At 69.3% G+C, this 23237-nt stretch carries 19 protein-coding genes; 9 read left to right on the forward strand and 10 right to left on the reverse strand.

Annotated features, from left to right (window positions below; translation table 11 throughout):
- Positions 1–38: 38 nt before the first annotated feature.
- Positions 39–380, forward strand: coding sequence for a DUF485 domain-containing protein (locus ACFQW8_RS05360; protein WP_380085934.1), 342 nt, complete (start codon positions 39–41; stop codon positions 378–380).
- 1 nt (position 381) lies between these two features.
- On the forward strand, positions 382–2034 hold the full coding sequence (locus ACFQW8_RS05365) for a solute symporter family protein (protein ID WP_380085936.1): 1653 nt from the start codon (positions 382–384) through the stop codon (positions 2032–2034).
- Positions 2035–2147: 113 nt separating this feature from the next.
- Here the strand turns inward: ACFQW8_RS05365 and ACFQW8_RS05370 are convergent, their stop codons facing one another.
- Entirely contained in the window at positions 2148–2681 is a 534-nt protein-coding gene (locus tag ACFQW8_RS05370) for a DUF1990 family protein (RefSeq protein ID WP_380085938.1), read from the reverse strand.
- Between the two features lie 143 nt (positions 2682–2824).
- On the opposite strand from ACFQW8_RS05370, the gene ACFQW8_RS05375 reads away from it, so the two are divergent.
- The gene (locus ACFQW8_RS05375) at positions 2825–3361 is read left to right on the forward strand and encodes an AMIN-like domain-containing (lipo)protein (protein WP_380085939.1); all 537 of its coding nucleotides are present in this window, start codon (positions 2825–2827) and stop codon (positions 3359–3361) included.
- 116 nt (positions 3362–3477) lie between these two features.
- Here the strand turns inward: ACFQW8_RS05375 and ACFQW8_RS05380 are convergent, their stop codons facing one another.
- The gene (locus ACFQW8_RS05380; protein WP_380085941.1) at positions 3478–4371 is read right to left on the reverse strand and encodes a phenylalanine 4-monooxygenase; all 894 of its coding nucleotides are present in this window, start codon (positions 4369–4371) and stop codon (positions 3478–3480) included.
- 253 nt (positions 4372–4624) lie between these two features.
- On the opposite strand from ACFQW8_RS05380, the gene ACFQW8_RS05385 reads away from it, so the two are divergent.
- Positions 4625–5251 carry a DUF6318 family protein gene (locus ACFQW8_RS05385; RefSeq protein WP_380085942.1) on the forward strand — a complete coding sequence of 209 codons (627 nt, stop codon included), beginning with the start codon at positions 4625–4627 and terminating at the stop codon, positions 5249–5251.
- A gap of 215 nt (positions 5252–5466) precedes the next feature.
- On the forward strand, positions 5467–6102 hold the full coding sequence (locus ACFQW8_RS05390; protein WP_380085943.1) for a hypothetical protein: 636 nt from the start codon (positions 5467–5469) through the stop codon (positions 6100–6102).
- Here the strand turns inward: ACFQW8_RS05390 and ACFQW8_RS05395 are convergent.
- Positions 6093–7079: a hypothetical protein gene (locus ACFQW8_RS05395; RefSeq protein WP_380085944.1), complete on the reverse strand. Its 987-nt coding sequence runs from the start codon at positions 7077–7079 to the stop codon at positions 6093–6095. The genes ACFQW8_RS05390 and ACFQW8_RS05395 overlap by 10 nt on opposite strands.
- 189 nt (positions 7080–7268) lie before the next feature.
- On the opposite strand from ACFQW8_RS05395, the gene acs reads away from it, so the two are divergent.
- Positions 7269–9233: an acetate--CoA ligase gene (gene acs / locus ACFQW8_RS05400; RefSeq protein WP_380085945.1), complete on the forward strand. Its 1965-nt coding sequence runs from the start codon at positions 7269–7271 to the stop codon at positions 9231–9233.
- A gap of 82 nt (positions 9234–9315) precedes the next feature.
- Here the strand turns inward: acs and ACFQW8_RS05405 are convergent, their stop codons facing one another.
- The 3 genes from ACFQW8_RS05405 to ACFQW8_RS05415 all read right to left on the reverse strand — a co-directional run bounded on the left by ACFQW8_RS05405 (position 9316) and on the right by ACFQW8_RS05415 (position 12872).
- Positions 9316–10860, reverse strand: coding sequence for an acyl-CoA synthetase (locus ACFQW8_RS05405; RefSeq protein WP_380085947.1), 1545 nt, complete (start codon positions 10858–10860; stop codon positions 9316–9318).
- Between the two features lie 4 nt (positions 10861–10864).
- Positions 10865–11992 carry a DUF5938 domain-containing protein gene (locus ACFQW8_RS05410; RefSeq protein ID WP_380085948.1) on the reverse strand — a complete coding sequence of 376 codons (1128 nt, stop codon included), beginning with the start codon at positions 11990–11992 and terminating at the stop codon, positions 10865–10867.
- An 88-nt stretch (positions 11993–12080) separates the two neighbouring features.
- Entirely contained in the window at positions 12081–12872 is a 792-nt protein-coding gene (locus ACFQW8_RS05415; protein WP_380085949.1) for an SDR family NAD(P)-dependent oxidoreductase, read from the reverse strand.
- A gap of 160 nt (positions 12873–13032) precedes the next feature.
- Between ACFQW8_RS05415 and ACFQW8_RS05420 the strand changes: the two genes are divergently transcribed.
- On the forward strand, positions 13033–13692 hold the full coding sequence (locus ACFQW8_RS05420) for a TetR/AcrR family transcriptional regulator (protein ID WP_380085950.1): 660 nt from the start codon (positions 13033–13035) through the stop codon (positions 13690–13692).
- A 27-nt stretch (positions 13693–13719) separates the two neighbouring features.
- Here the strand turns inward: ACFQW8_RS05420 and ACFQW8_RS05425 are convergent, their stop codons facing one another.
- A complete protein-coding gene (locus tag ACFQW8_RS05425; RefSeq protein ID WP_380085951.1) occupies positions 13720–14178 on the reverse strand; it encodes a MarR family winged helix-turn-helix transcriptional regulator in 459 nt (152 codons plus the stop codon).
- Positions 14179–14320: 142 nt separating this feature from the next.
- On the opposite strand from ACFQW8_RS05425, the gene ACFQW8_RS05430 reads away from it, so the two are divergent.
- Positions 14321–15496 (forward strand): MFS transporter, encoded by a 1176-nt coding sequence (locus tag ACFQW8_RS05430; RefSeq protein ID WP_380088595.1) that lies wholly within the window; start codon positions 14321–14323, stop codon positions 15494–15496.
- A gap of 21 nt (positions 15497–15517) precedes the next feature.
- Here ACFQW8_RS05430 and ACFQW8_RS05435 read toward each other — a convergent pair whose 3' ends face one another.
- From ACFQW8_RS05435 to ACFQW8_RS05445, 3 genes are all read right to left on the reverse strand, one after another.
- The gene (locus tag ACFQW8_RS05435; protein WP_380085952.1) at positions 15518–18688 is read right to left on the reverse strand and encodes a discoidin domain-containing protein; all 3171 of its coding nucleotides are present in this window, start codon (positions 18686–18688) and stop codon (positions 15518–15520) included.
- Between the two features lie 109 nt (positions 18689–18797).
- A complete protein-coding gene (locus ACFQW8_RS05440; RefSeq protein ID WP_380085953.1) occupies positions 18798–19592 on the reverse strand; it encodes a glycerophosphodiester phosphodiesterase family protein in 795 nt (264 codons plus the stop codon).
- A 110-nt stretch (positions 19593–19702) separates the two neighbouring features.
- Positions 19703–21565, reverse strand: a complete 1863-nt coding sequence (locus tag ACFQW8_RS05445; protein ID WP_380085954.1) for a glycoside hydrolase family 2 protein — start codon at positions 21563–21565, stop codon at positions 19703–19705.
- A 297-nt stretch (positions 21566–21862) separates the two neighbouring features.
- On the opposite strand from ACFQW8_RS05445, the gene nhaA reads away from it, so the two are divergent.
- A complete protein-coding gene (nhaA, locus tag ACFQW8_RS05450) occupies positions 21863–23218 on the forward strand; it encodes a Na+/H+ antiporter NhaA (protein ID WP_380085955.1) in 1356 nt (451 codons plus the stop codon).
- The last annotated feature ends 19 nt before the right edge of the window (positions 23219–23237 follow it).

Genomic DNA, 23237 nt, shown 5'->3' on the forward strand with positions numbered 1-23237 from the left:
ACCCGGACACTTCCGGGACCGACCACTGGAGGTGCCCCGTGAGCAACGAAGCTCGCACCCGCGGCGACGAGGATCCCTACGTCGCCATGCAGACCACCGACGAGTTCCAGGCGCTGCGCAAGAAGTTCCGCGGCTTCGTCTTCCCGATGACGGCGTTCTTCCTCGTCTGGTACTTCGTCTACGTCCTGCTGTCGACCTTCGCGCCCGGCTTCATGGGCACCAAGGTCATCGGCAACATCAACATCGGCCTGCTCTTCGGCCTCGGACAGTTCGTCACGACGTTCGCGATCACGATCACCTATGCCCGCTGGGCCAACCGCGAGCTCGACCCGTTGGCCGACGCCATCGGTGCGCGTCTCGACGGCGTGAAGGAGCACTGAGATGACCTCACTGTCGGGCCTGGTCCCCACCGAGACCACCCAGGTCGGCTCGCCCGCCCTCAACATCGCGATCTTCGTCGGCTTCGTCCTCGTCACCCTCGTCGTCATCGTCAAAGTGGCCAGCGGCAAGAAGACCGCCGGCGAGTTCTACACCGCGAGCGGCGGCTTCTCCGGCCGCCAGAACGGCGTCGCCATCGCCGGTGACTACCTCTCCGCCGCAAGCTTCCTCGGCATCGCCGGTGCCATCGCCCTCCAGGGCTATGACGGCTTCCTCTACTCGATCGGCTTCCTCGTCGCGTGGCTCGTCGCGCTCCTGCTCGTCGCCGAGCTGATGCGCAACACCGGCCGGCTGACGATGGCCGACGTGCTGTCCTACCGCCTCAAGCAGCGCCCGGTGCGCATCGCGACCGCCATCTCGGTGCTCGCGGTGTCGTTCTTCTACCTGCTCGCGCAGATGGCCGGCGCCGGTGGCCTCGTGTCGCTGCTCCTGGGCATCGAGGGTGAGGGCGCGCAGAACCTCGTCATCGCCGTCGTCGGCATCGTGATGATCGCCTACGTCCTCATCGGCGGCATGCGAGGCACCACGTGGGTCCAGATCATCAAGGCGGTCCTGCTCATCGCGGCCACCGCGATCATGACCGTGTGGGTGCTCGGCAAGTACGGCTTCAACCTCTCGGGTCTGCTCGATGCCGCGGTGCAGAAGAACCCCGGAGTCGGCGAGAAGCTGCTCGAGCCCGGCGTGAAGTACGGCGTCAGCACGACGACCAAGATCGACTTCATCTCGTTGTCGCTCGCACTGGTCCTCGGCACCGCCGGCCTCCCCCACGTGCTGCAGCGCTTCTACACCGTCCCGACGAGCAAGCAGGCGCGCAAGTCGGTCGAGTGGGCGATCTGGCTCATCGGTGGCTTCTACCTGCTCACGCTCGTCGTCGGCTACGGCGCCGGTGCGCTCGTCGGCGCGGAGACGATCAACGCGGCTCCGGGCAAGGCGAACTCGGCTGCTCCGCTGCTCGCGTTCGAGCTCGGTGGGTCGCCGTTCCTGGGGATCGTGTCGGGCATCGCGTTCGCGACGATCCTCGCGGTGGTCGCCGGGCTGACGATCACGGCGAGTGCGACCTTCGCGCACGACATCTACAAGGAGGTCATCACGCGGGGCAAGTCGACGTCCGACCAGGAGGTCCGGGTCGCCCGCATCTCCGCCGTCGCGATCGGTGTCATCGCCATCCTCGGTGGCATGTTCGCCAAGAGCCAGAACATCGCCTTCCTCGTGGCGCTGGCCTTCGCGGTCGCGGCCTCGGCGAACCTGCCGACGATCCTCTACTCGCTGTTCTGGAAGCGGTTCAACACCCAGGGCGCGCTGTGGTCGATCTATGGCGGACTCATCTCGACGATCGGCCTGATCATCTTCAGCCCGGTCGTGTCAGGCAAGGCGCCTCTGGTCGAGGGCGGGCCGTCCCCGTCGATGATCACCAACCCGGACATCGACTTCTCGTGGTTCCCGCTCGACAACCCGGGCCTCGTGACGATCCCGCTGGCGTTCTTCCTCGGCTGGCTCGGCACGGTCCTGAGCAAGGAGCACAACGCGCAGAAGTACGCCGAGATGGAGGTGCGCAGCCTCACCGGTCACGGCGTGGGCAAGGCCCTCGACCACTGACCCACGCGGTCGCCAAACCTCGTGTGCCCCAGCGTTCCCTTCCCGGGACCGCTGGGGCACACGACGTTGTGGGGTATGCCGCCCGATCCCCTGTGCTTGTCCGGCCCGTCCGGCTACAGGCGGTCCAGGGCGCGCAGGTAGCGCTGGGTCATGAAGCTCTGGGCGACGCGGCTGACCGGGCCGCCGAGCCTGGCCAGCCCCGACGCCAGCTTCGAGTCCGCGGTGATGGTGAGCGTGATGCGACCGTCGTCGAGGTGCTCGAGGACGAAGCTCTCCTCACCGGCCTCCGGGTGCCCGGGGAGGGTGCCGTAGGTGAAACCTCGCCGGCGTGGCTCCTCCAGCACGTCGAGGACGCGGCAGGGGATCCGCAACGACAGCGGACCAAGACCCCACCTCATCAGCACGACGGTCTCCTGCTGCAACGGGATCTCTGACGCGTGGACCTTGAGCCCTGCCCTGGAGTGCATCCGCCAGGCGAGGAGGTCCTCGGCGGCGGCGTCGAAGTCCCGACGCGCCAGCGTGGTCGACCGCTGGAGGCGGTGGTAGCCGGGTGGTGCCTCGCCGTCCCACCCGCCAGTGGCCGAGTAGGACAGGGGCGCTGCGCGCAGGTCGGAGGCCGACTGCTCGTCGAGGAGGTGGACCGTCATGGCCTCATCATCACCGACCTCCCACCGCGGGCGGCTCGCCGGGCCTGGCATGTATCTGGCGGGGCACTCCGGTCTCCTACGTGTCAACCGACGAGACGGCATACGCGTCTTCTCGGTGTAGTCACACCCACCAGGAGGACACCATGAACAGCAAGACCCTTCGCCGCAGCGCAGCCGCCCTGGCTCTCGGCCTCGCCGCCGCCACCGCACCCGCTGCTGTCGGCGCGACCACCGCTTCCGCCGCGCCCTACTGCGGCATCACCTGGGGATCCCTCGCCAAGACGAACCAGACCATGAACGCCACGACCCTCACCGGCCTTCGCGCCGGCCGCCACGCCTGCTTCGACCGGCTCGTCATCGACCACAAGGGCAAGGCCACCGGCTACGACGTGCGCTACGTCTCGGTGGTCACCCAGGACGGGTCCGGCTTCCCGGTCCCGGTCGCCGGCGGGGCCGCGCTCCAGGTCGTCGACCGCGCGGCGCGCTACACGACGGCGCCGGCCATGCCGAACGTCACCGGCTTCACGACGTTCCGCCAGGTCAAGTGGGCGGGCTCGTTCGAGGGACAGTCCACCGTCGCCCTCGGCGTCCGCGCCCGGCTGCCCTTCCGTGCCTTCACGATCAACGACACCGCGACCGGCACGAGTCGGCTCGTCATCGACGTCGCCCACCAGTGGTGAGCTGACCCGCGCGCACCCACTCGACCCGACATAAGACCGCTCCACCCAGGTTGGCAACTCGGGTGGAGCGGTCCTTTATCGGGTCACCCGATAATGCGGCAGTCGGGGAGGGCGGGTCAGCGGGTGGCGGCCTCGGCGCGCAGCCTGGCCGCGAGGTCGTCGTCGACCGACTCGAAGAACGAGCCCACGACGTCCTCGAGCTGGTCCATCCCTTCGGCGCAGAACAGCACCGGCTGGTAGGCCGTGATGTCGTAGTTGAGCGTCCCCATGTCGACGAGGTCGAGCGCCCGGTGCTCCATGTGTCCGAACTCGTCCATCTCGCCATAGCTGGACAGGATCCCGGCGCCGTAGGCCTTGACCTCGCCGTGCTCACGCATGATCCCGAACTCCATCGAGAACCAGAAGACGTCGGCGACGAACTTCATCGCGTCGTCCGTCTCGAGTCGCAGCGACGCCTGGCCCGCGGCCTCGGTGATGCGCGCGAATCGCGGTGAAGCGAGCTGGTTCCCGTGCCCGATGACCTCGTGGATGATGTCCGGCTCGGGGGTGTAGAGGGGCTGGCTGCCGTAGCGGAGGTACTGCGTCGAGTTGAACGTCTTCGCCCCGAGGTCGCCATAGAAGTCGCGCAGCGGCACGAGCCCCGGCGCGGCGATGTAGGTCCATCCGGTGATCGGTTCGAGCCGCTCGCTCACCTCGTGCAGCTGCGGCACGTGCTCGGTCGGCAGGTTGAGCGCGTGCTTGGCCGCGAGGTACTCGCTATGGGCGTACTTCTCGTGCTTCGGCGCCAGCTCGTGGCTCACCGTGCGCCAGACGTCGTGCTCGGCCTCGGTGTAGTCGATCTGCGGGATCGGCTCGCCGCGCGTCCAGGACAGGGCGGCGCCGGCGATCTCACCGCGACGTTTCAGGTAGGCGGGGTCGTTGCGCCCCGGGTGGTTGTCGCTCAGGTGGACCTCGACGGTTCCGTCGTCATGCTGGGTCACGGGCGAGTACAGCTGGCCTTCTTCGAACATGGGCCACCTCCTTGTGGTCGTCTTGCCCTCAGGGAACCATTCCACCGTGCAAAGCGACACCGTTGCCGAACACACTGGGCACAGAGTGCACGTTCCGACCAGCCCGAGGGACGGCATACCCAGCACTTTGTCCAAAGACGCAGGCGATGGGTATGCCGCCCGCTCGCGCCTGTGGACAAGTCAAGTCGCGAGTTGCGCCCGTTTCCCTAAACTGACCTGAGTCCTTGACACACGACTGGGGTGGGAATCAACCGTGAACAAGACCTGGGGCCGCCATGCGGCCGTCCTCTGCATCGCCGCGTTCGGCCTGACCGGATGTGGTGGCGACGACAAGCCGACAAGCAGCTCGACCCCGACGCCGACGACGAGCGGTTCGGCTGCGTCGCCGTCCAGCTCGGGCTCGGCTTCCGGCTCGGGTTCTGCGAGTCCGTCGCCGAGCGTGAGCGCATCGCCGTCGGCGACGGCGAGTGTTCCTGCCGCTGCGAAGGCTCGCACCGAAGCCGGCGCAATCGCCTTCCTGAACTTCTACTTCGATCAAGCAGGCAAGGGGCTCCTTGAACCCCGCAAGGCGCCGGATCTGTTTGCCATCGCTGATAAGGACTGCATTGCGTGCAAGAAGACCCAAGATCTCTTTGCTGAGTACGCCAAGGGTGGCTGGTCCATGAGGCAGTCAGGGATTCGAATCGAGAACGCCGCGCTGGCGACGGAGATCACCGCGCCAAGCGTGCTCTTGAATTTCACCTTCGTTCAGACCGAACAGCCGCTCTACCAATATGGCCAGAAGACGAGTCACAAAATATCGGCATCCAACACGAAGAAGGGTGCCGCGTTGAAGTGGGTGAACGGAGCATGGCAAATGTACGACATCGAGAATCTCTGACTGTCAGCCTCCTGCTTGCCTTCAGCCTGCTCTGGATCGCTCCTGCGTCGGCGGAGACGACAACGCCACCGGGCGACCTCGACTCGTCAGCGACAGGTGGTGGTGCGAAAGTCGTACTGACGCGGGCGCAGATCGAGAAGGCGAGGGACGATGCCGCTGCGGCTGTGGGCAAGCCCGGTCCTCGTTGGCAGTACCGAACGCGGATCAACTGCAACATGGGTGAGGCCGACGCCGGATGCGCCACTGCGGCTGCAGCATGCGCCAACGGGCAGTTCCAGGCCGTCGTCCTCCGCCGACTCGTCAATCCCGACGGCACAGCGGTGGCTGGTCCGACCGGGCAATGGACGGGGTGGGGCGTGACCTGCTTCCCGGACCAGCTCCCGGGCAACACCCTCCCGTCACTGGTGCAGATCCGCCAAGCGTTCCGCGAGATCACGTTCACCAAGGGCGATCTCAAGATCCAGCCGGTCGGAAACGTCACCCTCGTCAACCTCCCGACCTACTTCGAGACGACCTGGCCCGAGGCCGGCGTCGGGCCCGACGAGATCGACTCGCGAGTCCTGTTGGGTTACCGCCTCGAGATCCAGCCGGTCCTGCGATCGCTGACCTACGTCTACGGGGACGGGAACTCGAGCGAGCCGACCGCCTCTCTCGGTGGTCCCCACCCCGAAGGCGACATCCGCTGGACCTACGAGCGGCCGGGCGTCATGGCAACCCGGGTCGACGCAACGTATGGCGGCCGCTTCCGTCTCGAGGGCGGTGCCTGGATCGCCATCCCTGACACGGTTGACGTCCAGGGCACGCCCGTCACCCTCACCGTTCGCGAGGCAAAGGCCCGCCTCTACCGCTGACGCGCCCCACCGACGGAGGGTCGGCTCGCCTTGGTGCGCCTGCGGCTGAGGGCAGCTGCGGTCACGACGAACACGACAGCGAGGACGACGGCGACCCAGAACCACGAGGTATAGGTCTGCGGTGCCGCCTTGACGACGTCGAGGCCACGGTCGCGCACGAAGTCGACGAACCCGCGTCCCACGACGGGTGCCGCCGTGGCCGGGTCCGCGATGGCGCCCACCTCGAGCTTCCCGAACCCGGCCCACAGGCCCATCGACAGGACGACGGCCACCAGCCAGGTGACGACGACCCGGACGAGGGCGAAGATCGTCGGAGCCACCCGGTCGGCGGTCGCGGCCCAGAACGGCAGCGCCACGGCGACGGCGAGGATGAGACCGCGCGAGTAGGTGGCTGGTGACAGACCTGCGATGAGGGCGAGGAAGGTCGCGACGGCCACCGGCCCGCGCGGCGCGCGCGCTCCGACACCCAGCCCAAGCAGCATGCCGAGCGCCAACAAGGCGGCCAGGACGGGCCGCTCACCCGCTGCGAACGTCACGTCACCGTCGGAGAGCGCCCACGCGATCGCCGTGAGACCAGCAGCGATCCCGAACTTCGGCCAGGCCGACGAGACGAGAGCGGACACGACGGCTGCGGCGACGAGACCGCCGAGGAAGAGCTCTCCACCGGTCACCGGCGCCGCCCCACCGACGCTCTGCATGAGCGGGAGGTGCATCCAGTCCGCACGCCCGGAGAAGCCCGCGGGCCACCAGAGCAGTGCTGCCAAGGCCATGGCGACGAAGGGCCAGACGCGACCGACCAGCGCCTTCCAGTCACGCGAGCCCGCGCGTTGCGCCGCAGCGTCCGCTCGAGTCGCGGTGTCCGTTCGAGTCGAAGCGTCGGCACCAGTGTCGGAGTGCGCCGGAGCCGGCGTCGTCGTCTTGGTCGCAGTGGCGTCGTCGTCAGCAGTGACGTCGGCGCGTGTCGGTGCATCGCCCATGGACACTGAGGTTACTGCGGGTCAGCGCCCGCGTGCGCGAGCGTGTGCCGCTTGTCGCACCGTCCGCCGCAGGTCACCCGCCTCCCGGCGATGAGGAGCGGACCGGTGTTGATGCGGGCGGTCGGACACGGTTGGCTGGGGCCTGAGCGTGTTGTGCACGACGCAGTCCCCAACGACGAGGAGCCCGAAGTGACCGACGAGAACCTCTCCAGCCATCTGGCCGAGCTCGACCTCTCCCCGAGCGACGAGCTCAAGGCTCAGGCCGTCGGCACGGAGGACCTCTACGCCGAGGCCGACGCCGACTACGAGGCCTTCTGGGCCCGTCAGGCCCGCGAGCGCCTCACGTGGAGCAAGGACTTCGACACCACGCTCGACTGGAGCGAGGCACCCTTCGCGAAGTGGTTCGTCGGCGGCGAGCTCAACGTCTCCTACAACTGCGTCGACCGCCACGTCGAGGCCGGCAACGGCGCCCGCGTCGCGCTCCACTTCGAGGGCGAGGCCGGCGACACCAGGACCATCACGTATGCCGACCTGCTGGCTGATGTGTCCCGCGCGGCGAACGCTCTCCTCGAGCTGGGAGTGCAGAAGGGCGACCGGGTCGCCATCTATCTGCCGATGATCCCCGAGGCGATCGCGACGATGCTCGCGTGTGCCCGCCTCGGCGCTCCGCACTCCGTCATCTTCGGCGGCTTCTCGGCCGAGGCCCTGCGCACCCGGATCAACGACGCCGAGGCCAAGATCGTCGTCACCGCCGACGGGCAGTGGCGTCGTGGCAAGGCGGCCCCGCTCAAGCCCGCCGTCGACGAGGCGCTCGCCGGTGGCGACACCCCCGTCACCTCCGTCCTCGTCGTCAGGCGCACCGAGTCCGAGGTCGAGTGGACCGAGGGCCGCGACGTCTGGTGGCACGACGTCGTCGACAGGCAGAGCCCCGAGCACACGGCCGAGCCGATGGACTCCGAGCACCCGCTCTTCATCCTCTACACCTCCGGAACCACGGGGAAGCCCAAGGGCATCTTCCACACGACGGCCGGCTACCTGGCGCAGACGGCATACACCAATGCCGTGGTGCACGACCTGCACCCGGAGTCCGACGTCTACTGGTGCACCGCCGACATCGGCTGGGTGACCGGTCACTCCTACATCGTCTACGGGCCGCTCGCCAACGGTGCTACGCAGGTGCTCTACGAAGGCACGCCCGACACACCGCACCAGGGTCGGTGGTGGGAGATCATCGAGAAGTACAAGGTGTCGATCCTCTACACCGCGCCGACCGCGATCCGCACGTTCATGAAGTGGGGCGCCGAGATCCCCGCGAAGTTCGACCTCTCGTCGGTGCGCGTGCTCGGCTCGGTGGGCGAGCCGATCAACCCCGAGGCGTGGCTCTGGTACCGCAAGACCATCGGCGGCGAGAAGGCCCCGATCGTCGACACGTGGTGGCAGACCGAGACCGGCGCGATCATGATCAGCCCGCTCCCGGGTGTGACGACGCTCGAGCCCGGCTCGGCACAGCGCCCGATCCCCGGCATCAGCGCCGAGATCCTCGACGACGAGGGCCAGCCGTTCACCGAGGCCGACAAGGTGGGCTACCTCGTGCTGACCAAGCCGTGGCCGTCGATGCTGCGTGGCATCTGGGGCGACCCGGAGCGCTACAAGGAGACCTACTGGAGCCGCTTCGGCCCGAAGTACTACTTCGCCGGTGACGGCGCGAAGTACGACGCCAAGGGCAACATCTGGCTGCTCGGTCGCGTGGACGACGTCATGAACGTCTCGGGTCACCGGCTCTCGACCGCCGAGATCGAGTCGGCCCTCGTGTCGCACCCGTCGGTCGCCGAGGCCGCTGTCGTCGGGGCGTCGGACGAGACGACCGGTCAGGCCGTCGTCGCGTTCGTCATCCTGCGCGGTGGCTCGCAGGACCGTGGCGACGAGACGGTCCAGGAGCTGCGCAACCACGTGTCCAAGGAGATCGGGCCGATCGCCAAGCCGCGCTCGATCATGGTCGTGCCCGAGCTGCCCAAGACTCGCTCGGGCAAGATCATGCGCCGCCTGCTCAAGGACGTCGCCGAGAACCGCGAGGTCGGCGACGTTACGACGCTGGCCGACTCCTCGGTCATGAACCTCATCCAGCAGGGCCTGTCCAAGGACTCCTCCGACTGAGGGACCGCCGAGGGATGCAGTAGTTGGTGAGCCGACCACCCCTACGTGGTCGGCTCACCCATTTCTGCTCGTCTCGAGGAGGTCAGGCGAGGAGCTGGGCCTTGATCTCGGACTTGAGCACCTTGCCGACCTTCGACCGGGGGAGGTCGTCCCACACCCAGACGTCCTTGGGCGTCTTGACGCTGCCCAGGCGCTCCTTGACGAAGGCGATGACGTCGGCGGGCACGACGTCGGTGCCGGGCTGGGCCTGGACGACGGCGACTACCCTCTCGCCCCACTTCTCGTCGGCGAGACCGACGACCGCGCAGTCCCGTATGCCGGGGTGCGCCATGAGGGCCTGCTCCACCTCCGTGGAGTAGACGTTGAAACCGCCGGTGATGATCATGTCCTTGGCGCGGTCGACGATGAAGAGGTAGTTGTCCGCGTCGAGGTAGCCGATGTCGCCGGTGTGGTGCCAGCCGTGGCGTGACGCCTCGGCGGTGGCCTCCGGGTTGCGGTGGTAGCCCCGCATGACGAGGGAGCCGCGCACGACGATCTCACCGCGCTCGCCGGACGGCAGCAGCCGACCGGACTCGTCCATGATCGCGACGGTGACCAGCGGCGCCGGGCGACCGGCCGAGGCCAGCCGGCCTTCCGCGACCTGACCGTTCGGCGTGAAGTGCTCACTCGGTGGCAGCAGGGAGATCATCATCGGCGCCTCGGTCTGGCCGAAGAGCTGCGCCATGACGGGTCCGATGCGCTCCAGAGCCTCCCTCAGCCGGTCGACCGACATCGGCGCCGCGCCGTACCAGAAGCATTGCAACGAGGACAGATCCGCAGCATCCAGTGCCTCGTGGCCGAGGACCATGTAGATCAGGGTGGGCGGCAAGAAGGTGTGGGTGACGCGATGCTTCTCGATGTTGGCGATGAAGCCACCGACGTCCGGCGTCCGCATGATGACGATCGACCCACCGTGGCAGAGGATCGGGAAGCACAGCACCCCGGCCGCGTGAGTGAGCGGCGCGAGCGCGAGGTAGGTCGGCACGCCCTCGAAGGGATAGCCCATCAGGGTGATCGCCGTCATCGCCTCGAGGTTGGCCCCGGTGAGGACGACCCCCTTCGGCCGCCCGGTCGTGCCGCCGGTGCCGACGATCATCGCGACGTCGTCGACCGCGTCACGGTCGATCCGTGCGGCGCCCTCGTCATCGACGGCACCGCGAGCCAGGAACTCGTCCCACGTCGACGACCCTGGCGCCTCGCCGTCGAGACAGACCCACGTGTGCACGTCGGGCAACGAGTCCCGGATCGCCGCGACCATCGGCGAGAACGACTGCTGGTGGATGACCACGGCGCAGTCGAAGAGCCCGAGCAGCTCGGCGTTCTCGGTCGCCTCGTTGCGAGGGTTGATCGGGCACCACACGGCGCCGGACCGGCTGATCCCGAAGACGGCGGAGAAGGCGATCGGGTCGTTGGCCGAGAGGATCGCGACCGAGGTCCCCGGCTGGACCCCCGACGCACCCAGCGCGGAGGCCACGGCATACGACAGCTCCTGCACCACGGCATACGACAGGGTTGTGTCGTCCGTGACGAGGCACGGCGCCGCCGGGTCGAGGGAGGCGCCCTTGTCTAGGAAGCTGACGAGGCGCACGCGCTCAGTCCTGGACGGTGAGAACGGGTTCCGAGACGAGGCCGAACGTGCGGAGCACGCCGAGGAGCTCGCGGTGCCCGAACGCCTGGCACCCAGAGGCGAACCCGACGCGCTTCGGCGGTGCCTGCAGGAGCGAGTAGGCCGCATAGGCCTGCAGCAGACCGGTCTGCTTGTAGTTGCTGTTGCCGTGGATGACGCAGTGCGCCCGGCCCAGCGGACCGGAGGCGTGCACGGAGTCGAGCGACTTGTTGACCCGGGGGTTCTCACGCGGCGGCATCTGGTTCATGACCTGGGCCGCGGTCGCCGTCAGCGCTGCGTCCCGGTCCTCCTCGGACATGTCCTTGGTCGCCTCGAGGGCAGCGGCGACGATCTGCGGCACGCCGTGCATGAGAGCGGTGTTGAAGACGCCACCCTGGGCCTTGACGTTGGCCACGCGCGGGTCGCGCCGGAACCAGATCGGGTGCGACGTGCCACCCCACGGCAGCGACAGGGCGAGCTCGTGCTGTCCGGGGACCACGAGGGGCACGAGTCCGGCACCCGCGTCGAACTCCACGAGCTGGTTCTGCTCGAGGTAGTGCGCGGCCGAGGTGGCGGCGTTGACGAGGATCGTCTGCGTCGAGGCGATCGTGGGGCTGCCACCCCAGAAGACCGCGATGTCGAGGGTGTCCAGCCCGGGCTTCTCGAGCGCCACCTGGGCCGCGATCTCGCCGGTCGTGTACATCTGCGCGATGCCCGGCGACAGCAGCAGCCCCTTGTCGGCGAAGGCCTCGCCCCACGTCTCGTCGCACGTGATGAGCCAGTCCTGCTCCCCCGTGGTGTCGGTGTAGTGCACACCGGCCGCGAGCGCCGCCTCCACGACGGGCGGACCCCACTTGCTGAACGGCCCGACCGTGTTGAGGACGACCTTGGCACCCTGGAAGAGCTTGGTCAGCGCCTCGACGTCGTGCTCGACGACGGTGACCTCGTAGTCGGCGGTCTCGATGCCGGCGACGTGCGAGCTCATCGAGTCGTTGAGCCGGTCCTCGTCGCGGCCGGCGGCGATGAACGGCACGCCGTACTCACGGAGGTATTCACAGATGAGCCGCCCGGTGTAGCCGGAGGCTCCGTAGACGACGACGGGCTTGGCGCTCATGGTGTGCCTTTCATGCTGGGAGAGAACAGAACTCACGTATGCCGTCCGCCCACCGCGGCGTGTCGCGCACGGTGGGCGGAGGCGTCCTTCACATCCCCATGCCGCCGTCGACGGGCAGGCCGGCACCGGTGATGAACTTTGCGGCGTCAGAGGCGAGGAAGACGACGGCGTCGGCCATGTCGTCGACCTGCCCGAGGCGGCCCCCGGGGGTCTGGTCGATGACCGCAGCGACGGCGGCGTCGGGCGACTCGAAGAGCCCGATCGCCGCGACGTCGTTGGCCAGTCCGGCGCCCATGGCGGTGGGGACGAGCCCGGGGTAGACGCAGTTGACGCGAACGCCGTAGCCGAGCTTGCCGGCCTCCATGGCGGCCACGCGGGTGAGCCGGTCGACGGCCGACTTGGTGGCCGAGTAGACGCCGATGCCGGGGAAGGCGATGGTGGCGGCGACCGACGCGATGTTGATGATCGAGCCGCCCTTGCCGGCAGGCCCGTCGGGTCGCATGGCGCGCAGGCCGTGCTTGATGCCGAGGGTGGTGCCGAGGATGTTGACGTCGAGCATGGTGCGGACGTCCTCGGCCTTGATCTCGGTGAAGAGCGAGGTGATCTCGACGCCGGCGTTGTTCACGAGGATGTCGAGGCCGCCGAGCTGCGCGATCGTCGCGGCGATGGCGGCCTCCCATGCCTCGTCGTCGGTGATGTCGAGCTTGACGAAGCCATGGCCGTCGCCGAGGGCTGCGGCTGTCTCGGCGCCCGACTCCTGGAGGTCGGCGATCATCACCCTGGCGCCGGCGGCGGCGAGCGCCTGGGCCATGCCTTCGCCGAGGCCCTGGGCTCCCCCGGTGACGAGGGCGGTGCGACCGGTCAGGTCGATCGAGGTCATGGGCTTCTCGCTTCTGCTCAAGAGACGGAGACGGCCCGGGTCCATCACGACGATGGGCGGACCCCGGCCCCGAGGAGCCGTGGGACCACCTTTGCCCAAAGTCTTGACACTCGTCAAGACCAACTGGTCAGAAATCTTGCCGCACCGTAGAGTGGCACCCATGCCCACCGACTCCCTGGTCACGCCCGGAGCGTCCACCCGCGCCGCCGACACCGGTCGCAACCGGGCCCAGAAGTCGGCCAAGCGACGTGACGAGCTCGTCGACTCGGCCTTGGTCACTCTCGGAGAGCTGGGTGTCGCACGCACCTCCCTGCGTGAGATCGCCGCGAACTCGACCTTCAGTCACGGAGTGGTGCACTACTACTTCAGCGACAAAGCCGAGCTCATCATCGCGAGCGTGCGCCGCTACAAGGCCACGTGCGTCACCCGCTATGACGGCGTCATCAGCTCCTCCACGACCCCTGCCGAGCTCGTGGCAGGTTTCGCCGCCAAGCTCGCGGAGACCATCGTCGACGACGCTGCGATGCACCGCCTCTGGTACGACCTGCGCACCCAGAGCATGTTCGACGAGTCCCTGCGCCACGACGTCCTCGAGATCGACGCAACCCTCGAGGGCATGATCCAGCGGGTGCTGGTGCGCTACGCCGAGCTGAGCGACACGACCCTCACGGTGCCCGGACCGACGGCCTACGCCATGCTCGACGGCGTCTTCGAACGGGCCCTGCTCCGGCACATCGCCGGCGTCGACGGAGTCCTCGACGACCTGCGGGCGACGACGGTCGAGCTGCTTCCCCGCCTCTTCTCCCCCAAGTCCGGCTGACCCGAGCTGGAGGCCGCCCCCGTCGACTCAGCGGGCGCTGAGTGCCCCAGTGAGCTCGGGGAGAGCAGCGACCAGGTCGGTGAGCTCGGGCGTTGCCTCAGCCTCCTGCACCGCGGCCGCCAGCGCGCGGTCGTGCGTCGGGCGAGCCTTCCTCAGCAGCGCACGCCCCGACGTCGTCAGCTCCGTGTAGATGCCCCGCCGGTCGTCGTCGCAGAGGATGCGCGCGAGCAGCCCGCGGTCCTCGAGCCGGTTCACCAGCCGCGTCGAGGCGCTGGGAGAGAGCGCAGCGGCCCGGGACAGCTGCGACATGCGCATGTGCCATCCGTCCTGGCGCGAGAGCGAGTCGAGGACGCTGAACTCGACCACCGAGAGGCCGTGCTCGTCCTGCAGGGCGCGCTCGAGGTCGGACTCGATCATCTGGTGCAAAGCCGCGAGCCGGCGCCACCCCTGTGACCGGATCTGCACGGCGTCGTCGGAGATACCCATGGCGCAATGGTAGCGCTTGCAATATCCCGCGTGTGCAACTAACGTCGCCCCAGTAGTTGCAGACGCGCTATATCTCGCTTGGGAAGGAATCGCAGTGGCGTCCACGCTCGCACTGCCCGATGACACCACCACTCGGCGGCATATGCCGCTCGGTCTCCTCGCGCTCGCCGTGGGTGGCTTCGGCATCGGGCTCACCGAGTTCGTCATCGCCGGGCTGCTCCCCGAGGTCGCACGCGACTTCGACGTCACCGAGACGGCGGCCGGCTGGCTCATCTCCGGCTACGCCCTCAGTGTCGCCGTCGGCGGCGTCGCGCTCACCCTCGCCGCGGCCCGGCTCCCCCGCAAACAGGTCCTCCTCGGGCTCATGGTGCTGTTCATCATCGGCAACCTGCTCTCGGCCGTCGGCACGACCTACACGGTGATGATGATCGGCCGCATCGTCGCCGCGCTCTGCCACGGGGCCTTCTTCGGCATCGGCGCCGTCGTCGCCGCGAGCCTCGTCACCAAGGAGCGCGCAGCGAGCGCCATCGCCCTGATGTTCGCCGGGCTCACCACGGCCAACGTCCTCGGCGTCCCGCTCGGCACCCTCCTCGGACAGGCCTACGGCTGGCGCTCGACGTTCTGGGCGATCACCGTCATCGGTGCCTTCGCCCTCGTCGCCATCGCCACCCTCGTCCCGGCCTCGGTCAACGACCGCGCCGCCGACAACGGCGGAGTCCGCGACGCAAGCCGGCCCACCGGCATACGCCATGAGCTGTCTGCCTTTGCGAACCGGCAGGTCTGGTTCTCACTCCTCGTGACCGTCCTCGGGTTCGGCGGCATGTTCGGCGCGTTCACCTACATCGCGTTCACCCTCACCGAGGTCTCCGGGTTCTCGAGCGGTGCCGTGCCGTGGCTCCTCGTCCTGTTCGGAGTCGGCACCACCGTCGGCAACATCCTCGGCGGACGCGCTGCGAACCGGTCCGTGCCTCGCACCCTCATCAGCGTGCTCGCCATCCTCACGGTCGTCATGATCGGTTTCGCGCTCACCGCCGAGTCGCAGGTCCTCACGATGGTCTCGCTCGTCCTCATGGGCGCCTTCGGGTTCGCCACCGTGCCGGCTCTGCAGCTGCGGATTATGACGTATGCCGGGTCCGCACCGACCCTGGCCAGCGGTGCCAACATCGCGGCGTTCAACGTCGGCAACGCCCTCGGCGCATGGCTCGGCGGCGTGACGATCGCCGCTGGTCTGGGCTACGTCTCCACGATCTGGGCCGGTGCAGCCATGGCCGCCGCCGCGCTCGTCACCCTGCTCGTCGCGGAGCGGGTTCGGTCGTGACGCCCACCCGACGGCTCACCGTCAGCCGGCGCTGACGGTCAACGACACGACGGTGACGCGCTTGCCGGACTGACCCGGGGCCGCGACGTCGAGGGCGACGTAGCGAGCTGACGTGTCGAGCGCGACGGCGCCCTGCTGCACGCCCGCTCCGACCCGGCCGATGCGACGGAACTCGAGGCCGTCGTCGGAGACCTCCACCGTGGCGGTGCCCGGGGCGGTCCCCCAGTCGACCACTGCCCTGCCGAGGGCGAGCCGGGAGCCGAGGTCGACGACCATGCGCCCGGAGCCGGTGACCTCCCAGGCCGTCCCTGGGTTGCCGTCCACGGCGGCGGCGGGCGAGGTCATCGTCGATGGCAGCGGCGACGTCGGGTAGGTCTGCCGCGTCATCGCGAGGTCGTCGATGGGGTGGGCGACACCGGACACGTGGATCCTGGTGGTGCGGTCCCGCCCGACCGTGGCCCGTCGTCGCTGACCGTCGGCGAAGACCACGTCGACCTGGCCGTCGATGCCCCGCAGACGCAGGGTGACCGCGTCGTCGACGATGACGACCAACCCCGACGGGGGCTGTCCGCCGTCGACGGCGGACACCGTGGCGCGGGGCGCGAGCACGACGCCCGAGCTTGCGGCCACCGAGAGGCGCAGGACGGAGCCCGAGTCGGTGACCTCCTGCGTGCCCTCGAAGCAGGGCACCTCGCCGTCGACGGCCATGGTGATGTCGGTGTCAACGGTGTCGGCCGTGAGGTTGACGACGCTGAGCAGCCCACCCACGAGCGAGGCGGTGATGCCGGGGGCGCTCGGGCGAGGGGCCGCCGCTGCAGCCTCGTCGGCGATGCGGGCGAGGTCGGCGGAGCGCACGTCGGGCAGTCCCTCGACGACCATCCCGGCACTGCCCGCGGCCGGTCCCGCTGACAGCGTGAGGATGCTGCCGCCCACCTCGATCGGGTTCTGCGAGCCACGCACGAGGAACCCGACGCGGTCGTCGATGCCGACCCAGCCCGAGCTCTGCAGGACCTTGGGGTAGGACGCGCGTGTCGTCCACGTGCTCGCGTCATCGGACGTCTGGACGACGTAGGCGCGCCCGGCCGAGGCCTCCCAGTCGATGGTCACCCGACCGATCTCCGTGGGGGCGCCGAGGTCCACGGCGAGCCAGCTGTCGGCACGGGGGCGGTCGGCCCGGGACACGGCCCACCGCGTGCTCACCTTGGCGTCGGTCGCGAACGCTGGATCGCGACCGGTGTCGAACGACGACGCCGTCGTAAGACGTCGGGCCGCGAGATCTGCCCCGTCCGCGCCCGAGCGCACCTCGAACGACACGATCGAGTAGCCGTAGGTGGGGTCCGGGGTGACACCGAGCATGCGGACGTGGCGTGCCGTCACGCTCTCGGGCAGGTCGAGGACATCGCGGCGCGCCACGCCACCGGGAAGCGGTCCCTGCACGTCGGCTGCCTTGGCGTCGACGGTCCCGTCGGCCGTGACGAAGGTGCGCGTCCCGTCAAGCCCACGCACGCCGGGCATCCTGAGGTTGTGCAGGCCGAAGGTGCCCTCACGGTCGACGACACCCGAGCTCGTCATGGCGACCTCGCCGCCGGGGAGGGTGGCGAGGGCGACGCGGCCCGCGGCTCCCAGGGTCAGGACCGTGACGGAGGCGTCGTACCCGTCACGGGCAGCGGCATACGTCCGGACACTGCGACCGGTGACGCCGAGGTTGGTGCGCGGGAGATACATCGGCGAGGTCCCGCCGAGGTTGAAGAACCAGTCGTCATGCTCCGGCTGCCAGGCCAGCTTGACGAAGCCAGCCTTGCTCACGGCGCCGGCCCAGGCCTTCGCGCTCTGGTGCGAGACGATCCCCGGACCGGTGCCGAGGTCCACCGCCCCGGACCCTGCGGCATACAGCTCCGCGGAGGTCAGCGGGGACACGGCCTCGCCCTGCGCAGCACGCCACTCGTGCAGGAGGAGGCTGATCGCCACCTCGGCCCGTGCCTCGGGCTCGTATTTCGGCTCGCCCGAGAACTTCGTCAGGCGGTACTCCGGCGGGTAGGCGAGGTAGGGCAGCAGCCGGTCGGCGAGGTCGGCCTCCGAGCGCGCCGCCGCCCGGTCGCCGAGGACCTGCGCGAGGAACGCGAGCGGGATGACGTCGCGACCGTAGAGGTGCTCGCGGTCGTCGACGAGCGGCATGAGCGGCTCGCCGGCATCGCTCATGAAGCCCACCATCCTGTCCCACAACGGTTCGCCGTTGGGCTGCTGCAACAGCACCTCGGGCAAAGGGCGCCCGGCCACGATGAAGTGGGCGGCGTTGCGCCCGGACGTCCGCCACAGCTCCGACTGGTAGTGCGGACCGAACGAGCCGTGGTTCTCGGCGACGAACGAGTCGTAGACGTTCTGGGCCGTGTTGGTGAGGACGGGTATGCCGTCCACGAGGGCTGGGTTCGCCGCGTCCGCCTGCGGGAGGCCGCCCTCGTTCCGGCTCCACCGGCCGTAGGCCGCGAACCAGTCCTGCCAGCGCGGGTCCTCGGACCCCCAGGCCAGGCCGGGCGCGATGGCCTGGGCGTAGACGCCCATCTCCTCGAGCTTGGTGTCACCGACCCAGCCACCCTTGAGACCGTTCGTCGTCCAGCCACCCGATGCGGGGTCCTTGCCTGCCCCGAGTGCCGTCGTGAACTGGGCCTGCTCGAGAGCGATGGCCTGCATGTGGTCGCGGGTCTGCTCGTCGAGCTCGTCCCACAGGAGGCGCGCAGCGAGCTGGACGTAGAGCTGGAACGTCGTGTCGAAGAAGAGCGTGCGACCCCACTCGGTCCCACCCACGTTGCGGTTCGAGGCCGCGAAGTGCCGGAGGGTCGCCAGCGTCCGCGAGCGCAGCGTCGCCTCGTCGATTCCGGCCTCGGCGGCGTCGAAACCGCCGCGCGTGAGCAGCACCGCGTGCCCGAGGACGACCGCGAAGCCGAAGTCGGTCCTCCGGTAGTGGCCCGCCGCGGCGTCCCACTGCGTCTCCGACCACCGCGTGTGGCGCAAGAGGGCCCGGTGGTAGGTCTGCGCCACCTCGTCGCCGTCGAGCCAGCCCTCCGGTGCAGCAAGCCCCACCGGCACCCCGAGGGGGGACAACGCCGACGCGTGGGCCATGGGCAGACAGGCAGACACGCCACCCACTCCCATGAGCCCGAGGAACCAGCGGCGAGTGGTGACGGTCGTTGTCATGGCGTGACCGTAAGCAGGTCACCGGCGATGGTCAACGACTCCGGCGGGACTGTCCGATGGCACTGCCCGATCGGACAGCGGCGTCGGACGGACGCCACCGTCTCGCTGGTCAGCCGGCTGCGCGCGGGATGGGCTCGACCGTGAGGGTCGGCATCGGCTCCCAGATGCCTCGGCGAATGTAGTTCTCCCGCAACAGGTCTGGGCGATCGGTGATGATGCCGTCGACTCCGGCGTCGAGCAGCCGATCCATGAGGGTCGGATCGTCGACGGTCCAGACGATGACTCGTATGCCGTGCGCGTGCGCCTTGTCGACGAGCCGGTCGACGAACACCGGCAACCGGCCGAGCGACACGGGGACGTGCGCGAACTCGGCCGTCCGCACCCACCGCGGGGCGCTCACGCCGGCCCGGGCACAGGAGATGAGAGTCGTGAGGCTGCGCCACCCCAGCGCGGTGTGCGCGTGGGGCGCCAGCTCACGCAGGCGGCTCAGCCAGCCGTCCCATGCCCCGGCGACGCACACCCGCTCGCCGACCGAGCGCTGGGCGAGCACCCTCGCCATCGGCTCGATCGCCGCGGCCTCCTTGAGGTCCACCGTGAAGCGCGAGTGGGGGAAGGCCTCGAGCGCCTCGGTCAGCGTGACGATCGGCTCGCCACCCACACCGAGGCGGCGCAGCTGCGCCATCGTGCGGTGCCGCACCGGCCCCCGCGCCGAGGTCACCCGGTCGAGGCTCTCGTCGTGAAAGCACGCCAGCTGACCATCACTCGTGAGGCGGACATCGGTCTCGAGGTAGCGGATGCCGAGTGCCGTGGACCGCGCGAACGCCGCCAAGGTGTTCTCGGGCGCGAGTCCTGCGCCACCGCGATGGGCGATGGCGAGGGGGCCGACCTGCGAGGGGTACGCCATGACGACCATCGTCGCTCGGCGAGATGGACCACGGTGACGAGCACACGGCATACCGACGGCTGTTCACCCACAGTTCGGCGGCCCGCCGCACGCCCGGGGCGACCGGCCGGTCAGTCCTCGCTCACCACGACGCCGGCAGTTGACCCCGCAGCCCGTCGGCTGGCGTCGATCTCCTCCGTCGGGATGGCCGCTGCGGGTCTGGTCAGGATCTCGTGGATCACCTCGACGGGGAGCTTGGGTTGCCGGTCGTCGGTGAGCAGCCCGTTGCGCTCCTGCTCGGTGTCGGTCAGCTGGGTGTAGCAGAAGCCGGCCAGCTCCGGGTTGTCGAGGATCGCGCCGACGAGGCCGCGCAGCCGGTCCTCGAGCTCCTGCGACGACTCCACCGTCGAGTAGCCGAACCACTTCTCTCCGGAGCTCGGGGAGAAGCTCAGCCCTCCGAACTCGGTGAGGACGACGGGCTGACCACGGTGCACGGGGTCGCCGAGGACGACCCGCCTGGGCCCCGGACGCCGGTCGCCCAACACGCGGCCGACCGCCTCCGGCCCGTCGTAGCGGCGGGTGAGCGCCTCACCGTGTGCGGCGTAGTCGTGCACGCCCCAGATGTCGCTCTCGGTGTGCTCCCAACCGTCGTTGGAGATGACCGGTCGGGTGCCGTCCAGCGCCTTGGTCAGGTGATAGAGGCCGGTGGCGTAGTGCCGCTGCTCCGCCACCTCGGCGATGTCCCAGACACCCCAGCTCTCGTTGAGGGGGACCCAGGTCACGACGCTGGGGTGGCTCCGGTCCCGCCGGACGACCTCGAGCCACTCCCTGGTCAGGCGCTCGACCGCTCGCGGGGCGAACTCGAACACGCTGGGCATCTCGGCCCAGACGAGCAGACCGAGCCGGTCGCACCAGGCCAGGAAGCGCGGGTCCTCGACCTTCTGATGGATGCGTATGCCGTTGAAGCCGAGCTCCTTGACCAGCTCGGCCTCGCGACGCAAAGCGTCGCCGCTCGGCGCGGCGAGGTGCGACTGCGGCCAGTAGCCCTGCTCGAGTGCCAGTCGGAGGAAGCAGGGCTCGCCGTTGAGGACGAAGCGACCGTCCTCGATCCCCACGCTGCGGAAGCCGAAGTAGGAGCCGACGGTGTCGATCACGCGGTCGTCCTCGAGCAGCTCGACCACCGCGTCGATGAGGTGCGGGTTGCGCGGTGACCAGAGCAGACGGCCGAGGTACTGCGCGTGCCGCGCCGCGGGGATGGCCACGACGAACGCGAGATGCCTCCCCATGACGATCACCGTCTGCTCGGCCAGGAGCTCCTCTCCGAGAGTGAGACGGACCCGGACGCGCGCCGGTCCCACCGGGACGCGGGACAGGGTCGCCTCGACCCGCACCTGGGCGCGCGAGACGTCAGGGGTCCAGTGGAGCTCGGTCACGGCTGCCGCAGGGACCACCTCGGCCCACACGGGCTGCCAGATGCCCGACGTGCGGTGGTACCAGATCCCGTGCGGCTCCTCGAGCCAGTCCTGCTTCCCGCGGGGCTGGGTCACGTCGTCGGCGTGGTCCTCGGCCCGGACGGTGATCACCTGGTCGCCGTCGACCAGGGCATCGGTGACGTCGAAGGAGAACGGCGTGTGGCCGCCCTCGTGACCACCCAGATAAGTCCCGTTGAGCCAGACCTGCGCCGCGTAGTCCACGGCGCCGAAGTGGAGGATGAGGCGCTCACCCTCCTGCGGCCGATCCAGCTCGATTTCCCGGCGGTACCAGACCACTGAGTGAGGTGTCGTGTCCCCGATGCCGGACAGCATGGACTCCGGCGGGAACGGGACCGTGATGGTCCGGTCAAAGACACCGGCATCGGTCATCCACCGATCGGTCAAGCCGCGCTCGTCGTCGTCGTAGGCGAAACCCCAGTCGCCGCAGAAGTCCTGCCACTGGCTCCGGACCAGCTGTGGTCGCGGATAGTTCGGATCGGCCTGTGCCGGTGTCGTGCTCACGTCTGTCTCGTCCCTCACTGTGTTGGCTGTCGTGCTGCTGGGCCGGAGTCCTGCGGGCGCAGTCCGGGCGACTGGCTGGAATGGCTGGGCGGGGTGGGCCCGGAGTGGGTGGGTCCGGAGGTGGTAGGTCCGCAGTCGGTGTGTCCGCGGTGGGAACGCGGGCGGGTCACCAGTGTGACAAGCGGGGCCGGCTTCGGCCATCTCCGAACCCGGGGCGATGCCAGACCCGGGTAGGCTGACGGCAGGTGCGCCGGGAAGTCTGGTCGGCAAATGTGCTGCCGACCCCGAAAGGGAACTATGACCACCCGCAGGCAACCGGACCGCCTCTTCCGCCGGCCCACCTGGACCGAGACCCAGTTCGTCACCAAGGCCCTCCGGACCGAGACCGTCGGTGGCGCGATCCTCCTCGTCGCGGCCGTGGCCGCGCTGCTCTGGGCCAACTCCCCCTGGCGCGACGCGTATGCCGCGCTGCGAGACCTGCGGGTGGGCTACGAGCCCTGGCACCTCGACCTGACACTGGGGCAGTGGGCTGCCGACGGGCTCCTGGCGATCTTCTTCTTCGTGGCCGGGCTCGAGCTGAAGCGTGAGTTCCTCGTCGGGGACCTGCGCACTCCCGCCAAGGCAGCCGTCCCCGTCATCGCGGCCGCAGCCGGTGTGGCGGTGCCCGCGCTCTTCTTCACGCTGACCGTGCTCGCGGCGGGAGGCGGCTCGGAGGCGCTGCGTGGTTGGGCGATCCCCACCGCCACGGACATCGCCTTCGCGCTGGCCGTGCTCGCAGTCATCGGGTCACACCTGCCCTCGGGGCTGAGATCCTTCCTGCTCACGCTCGCGGTCGTCGACGACCTCATCGCCATCACGATCATCGCCATCTTCTACACCTCGGGCCTCGACGTCCCCGCGCTGCTGCTCGCGCTGGTGCCCCTCGGGCTCTTCGCGTTCCTCGTGCAGCGCCGGATCGTCATCGTCTGGGTGCTCCTGCCGCTGGCGTTCGCGACGTGGACCCTGGTGCACGCCTCGGGCATCCATGCGACCGTGGCAGGCGTCCTGCTCGGTCTCGTCGTGCCGGTCAAGGCCCGGGCGAGCGTTCCACACATGTCGACGCTCTCCGCCGAGACCGACGTCGCCGAGCGCCTCGAGCACCGACTGCGGCCGTTGTCGGCCGGCTTCGCCGTCCCGGTCTTCGCGTTCTTCGCCTCCGGTGTGACGATCATCGGCGGCGGCATCGGCGAGGCGCTGCGCGACCCCGTGGCCATTGGCATCGTCATCGCGCTCGTCCTCGGCAAGCTCGTCGGCGTCCTCGGGAGCACGTTCGTCATGGCCCGGTTCACCCGGGCCGAGCTCGACGACGACCTCTCGTGGAGCGACATCGTCGGTCTCTCGCTGCTCACCGGGATCGGTTTCACCGTGTCCCTGCTCGTCGGTGAGCTGGCGTTCGGCCCCGGGTCCGAGCGCGATGCCCACGCCAAGATCGCGGTCATCGTCGCCTCCGTGCTGGCCGCCGTGCTCGCCTCGGCCGTGCTGCGTCGCCGCAACGCCGTCCATCGCCGGATCCACCTCGCCGACCAGCTCGACGACGACGCCGACGGGGTCCCCGACGCCTTCCAGGACCGCCCCGGAGTGGACAGGTCACACGGGCCCGATACCACTGGGTAAGGTCGAGGAAGTCGCATCA

It is taken from the genome of Knoellia altitudinis (genome assembly GCF_042666355.1).
In the GTDB taxonomy this organism is placed as follows: Bacteria; Actinomycetota; Actinomycetes; order Actinomycetales; family Dermatophilaceae; genus Knoellia; species Knoellia altitudinis.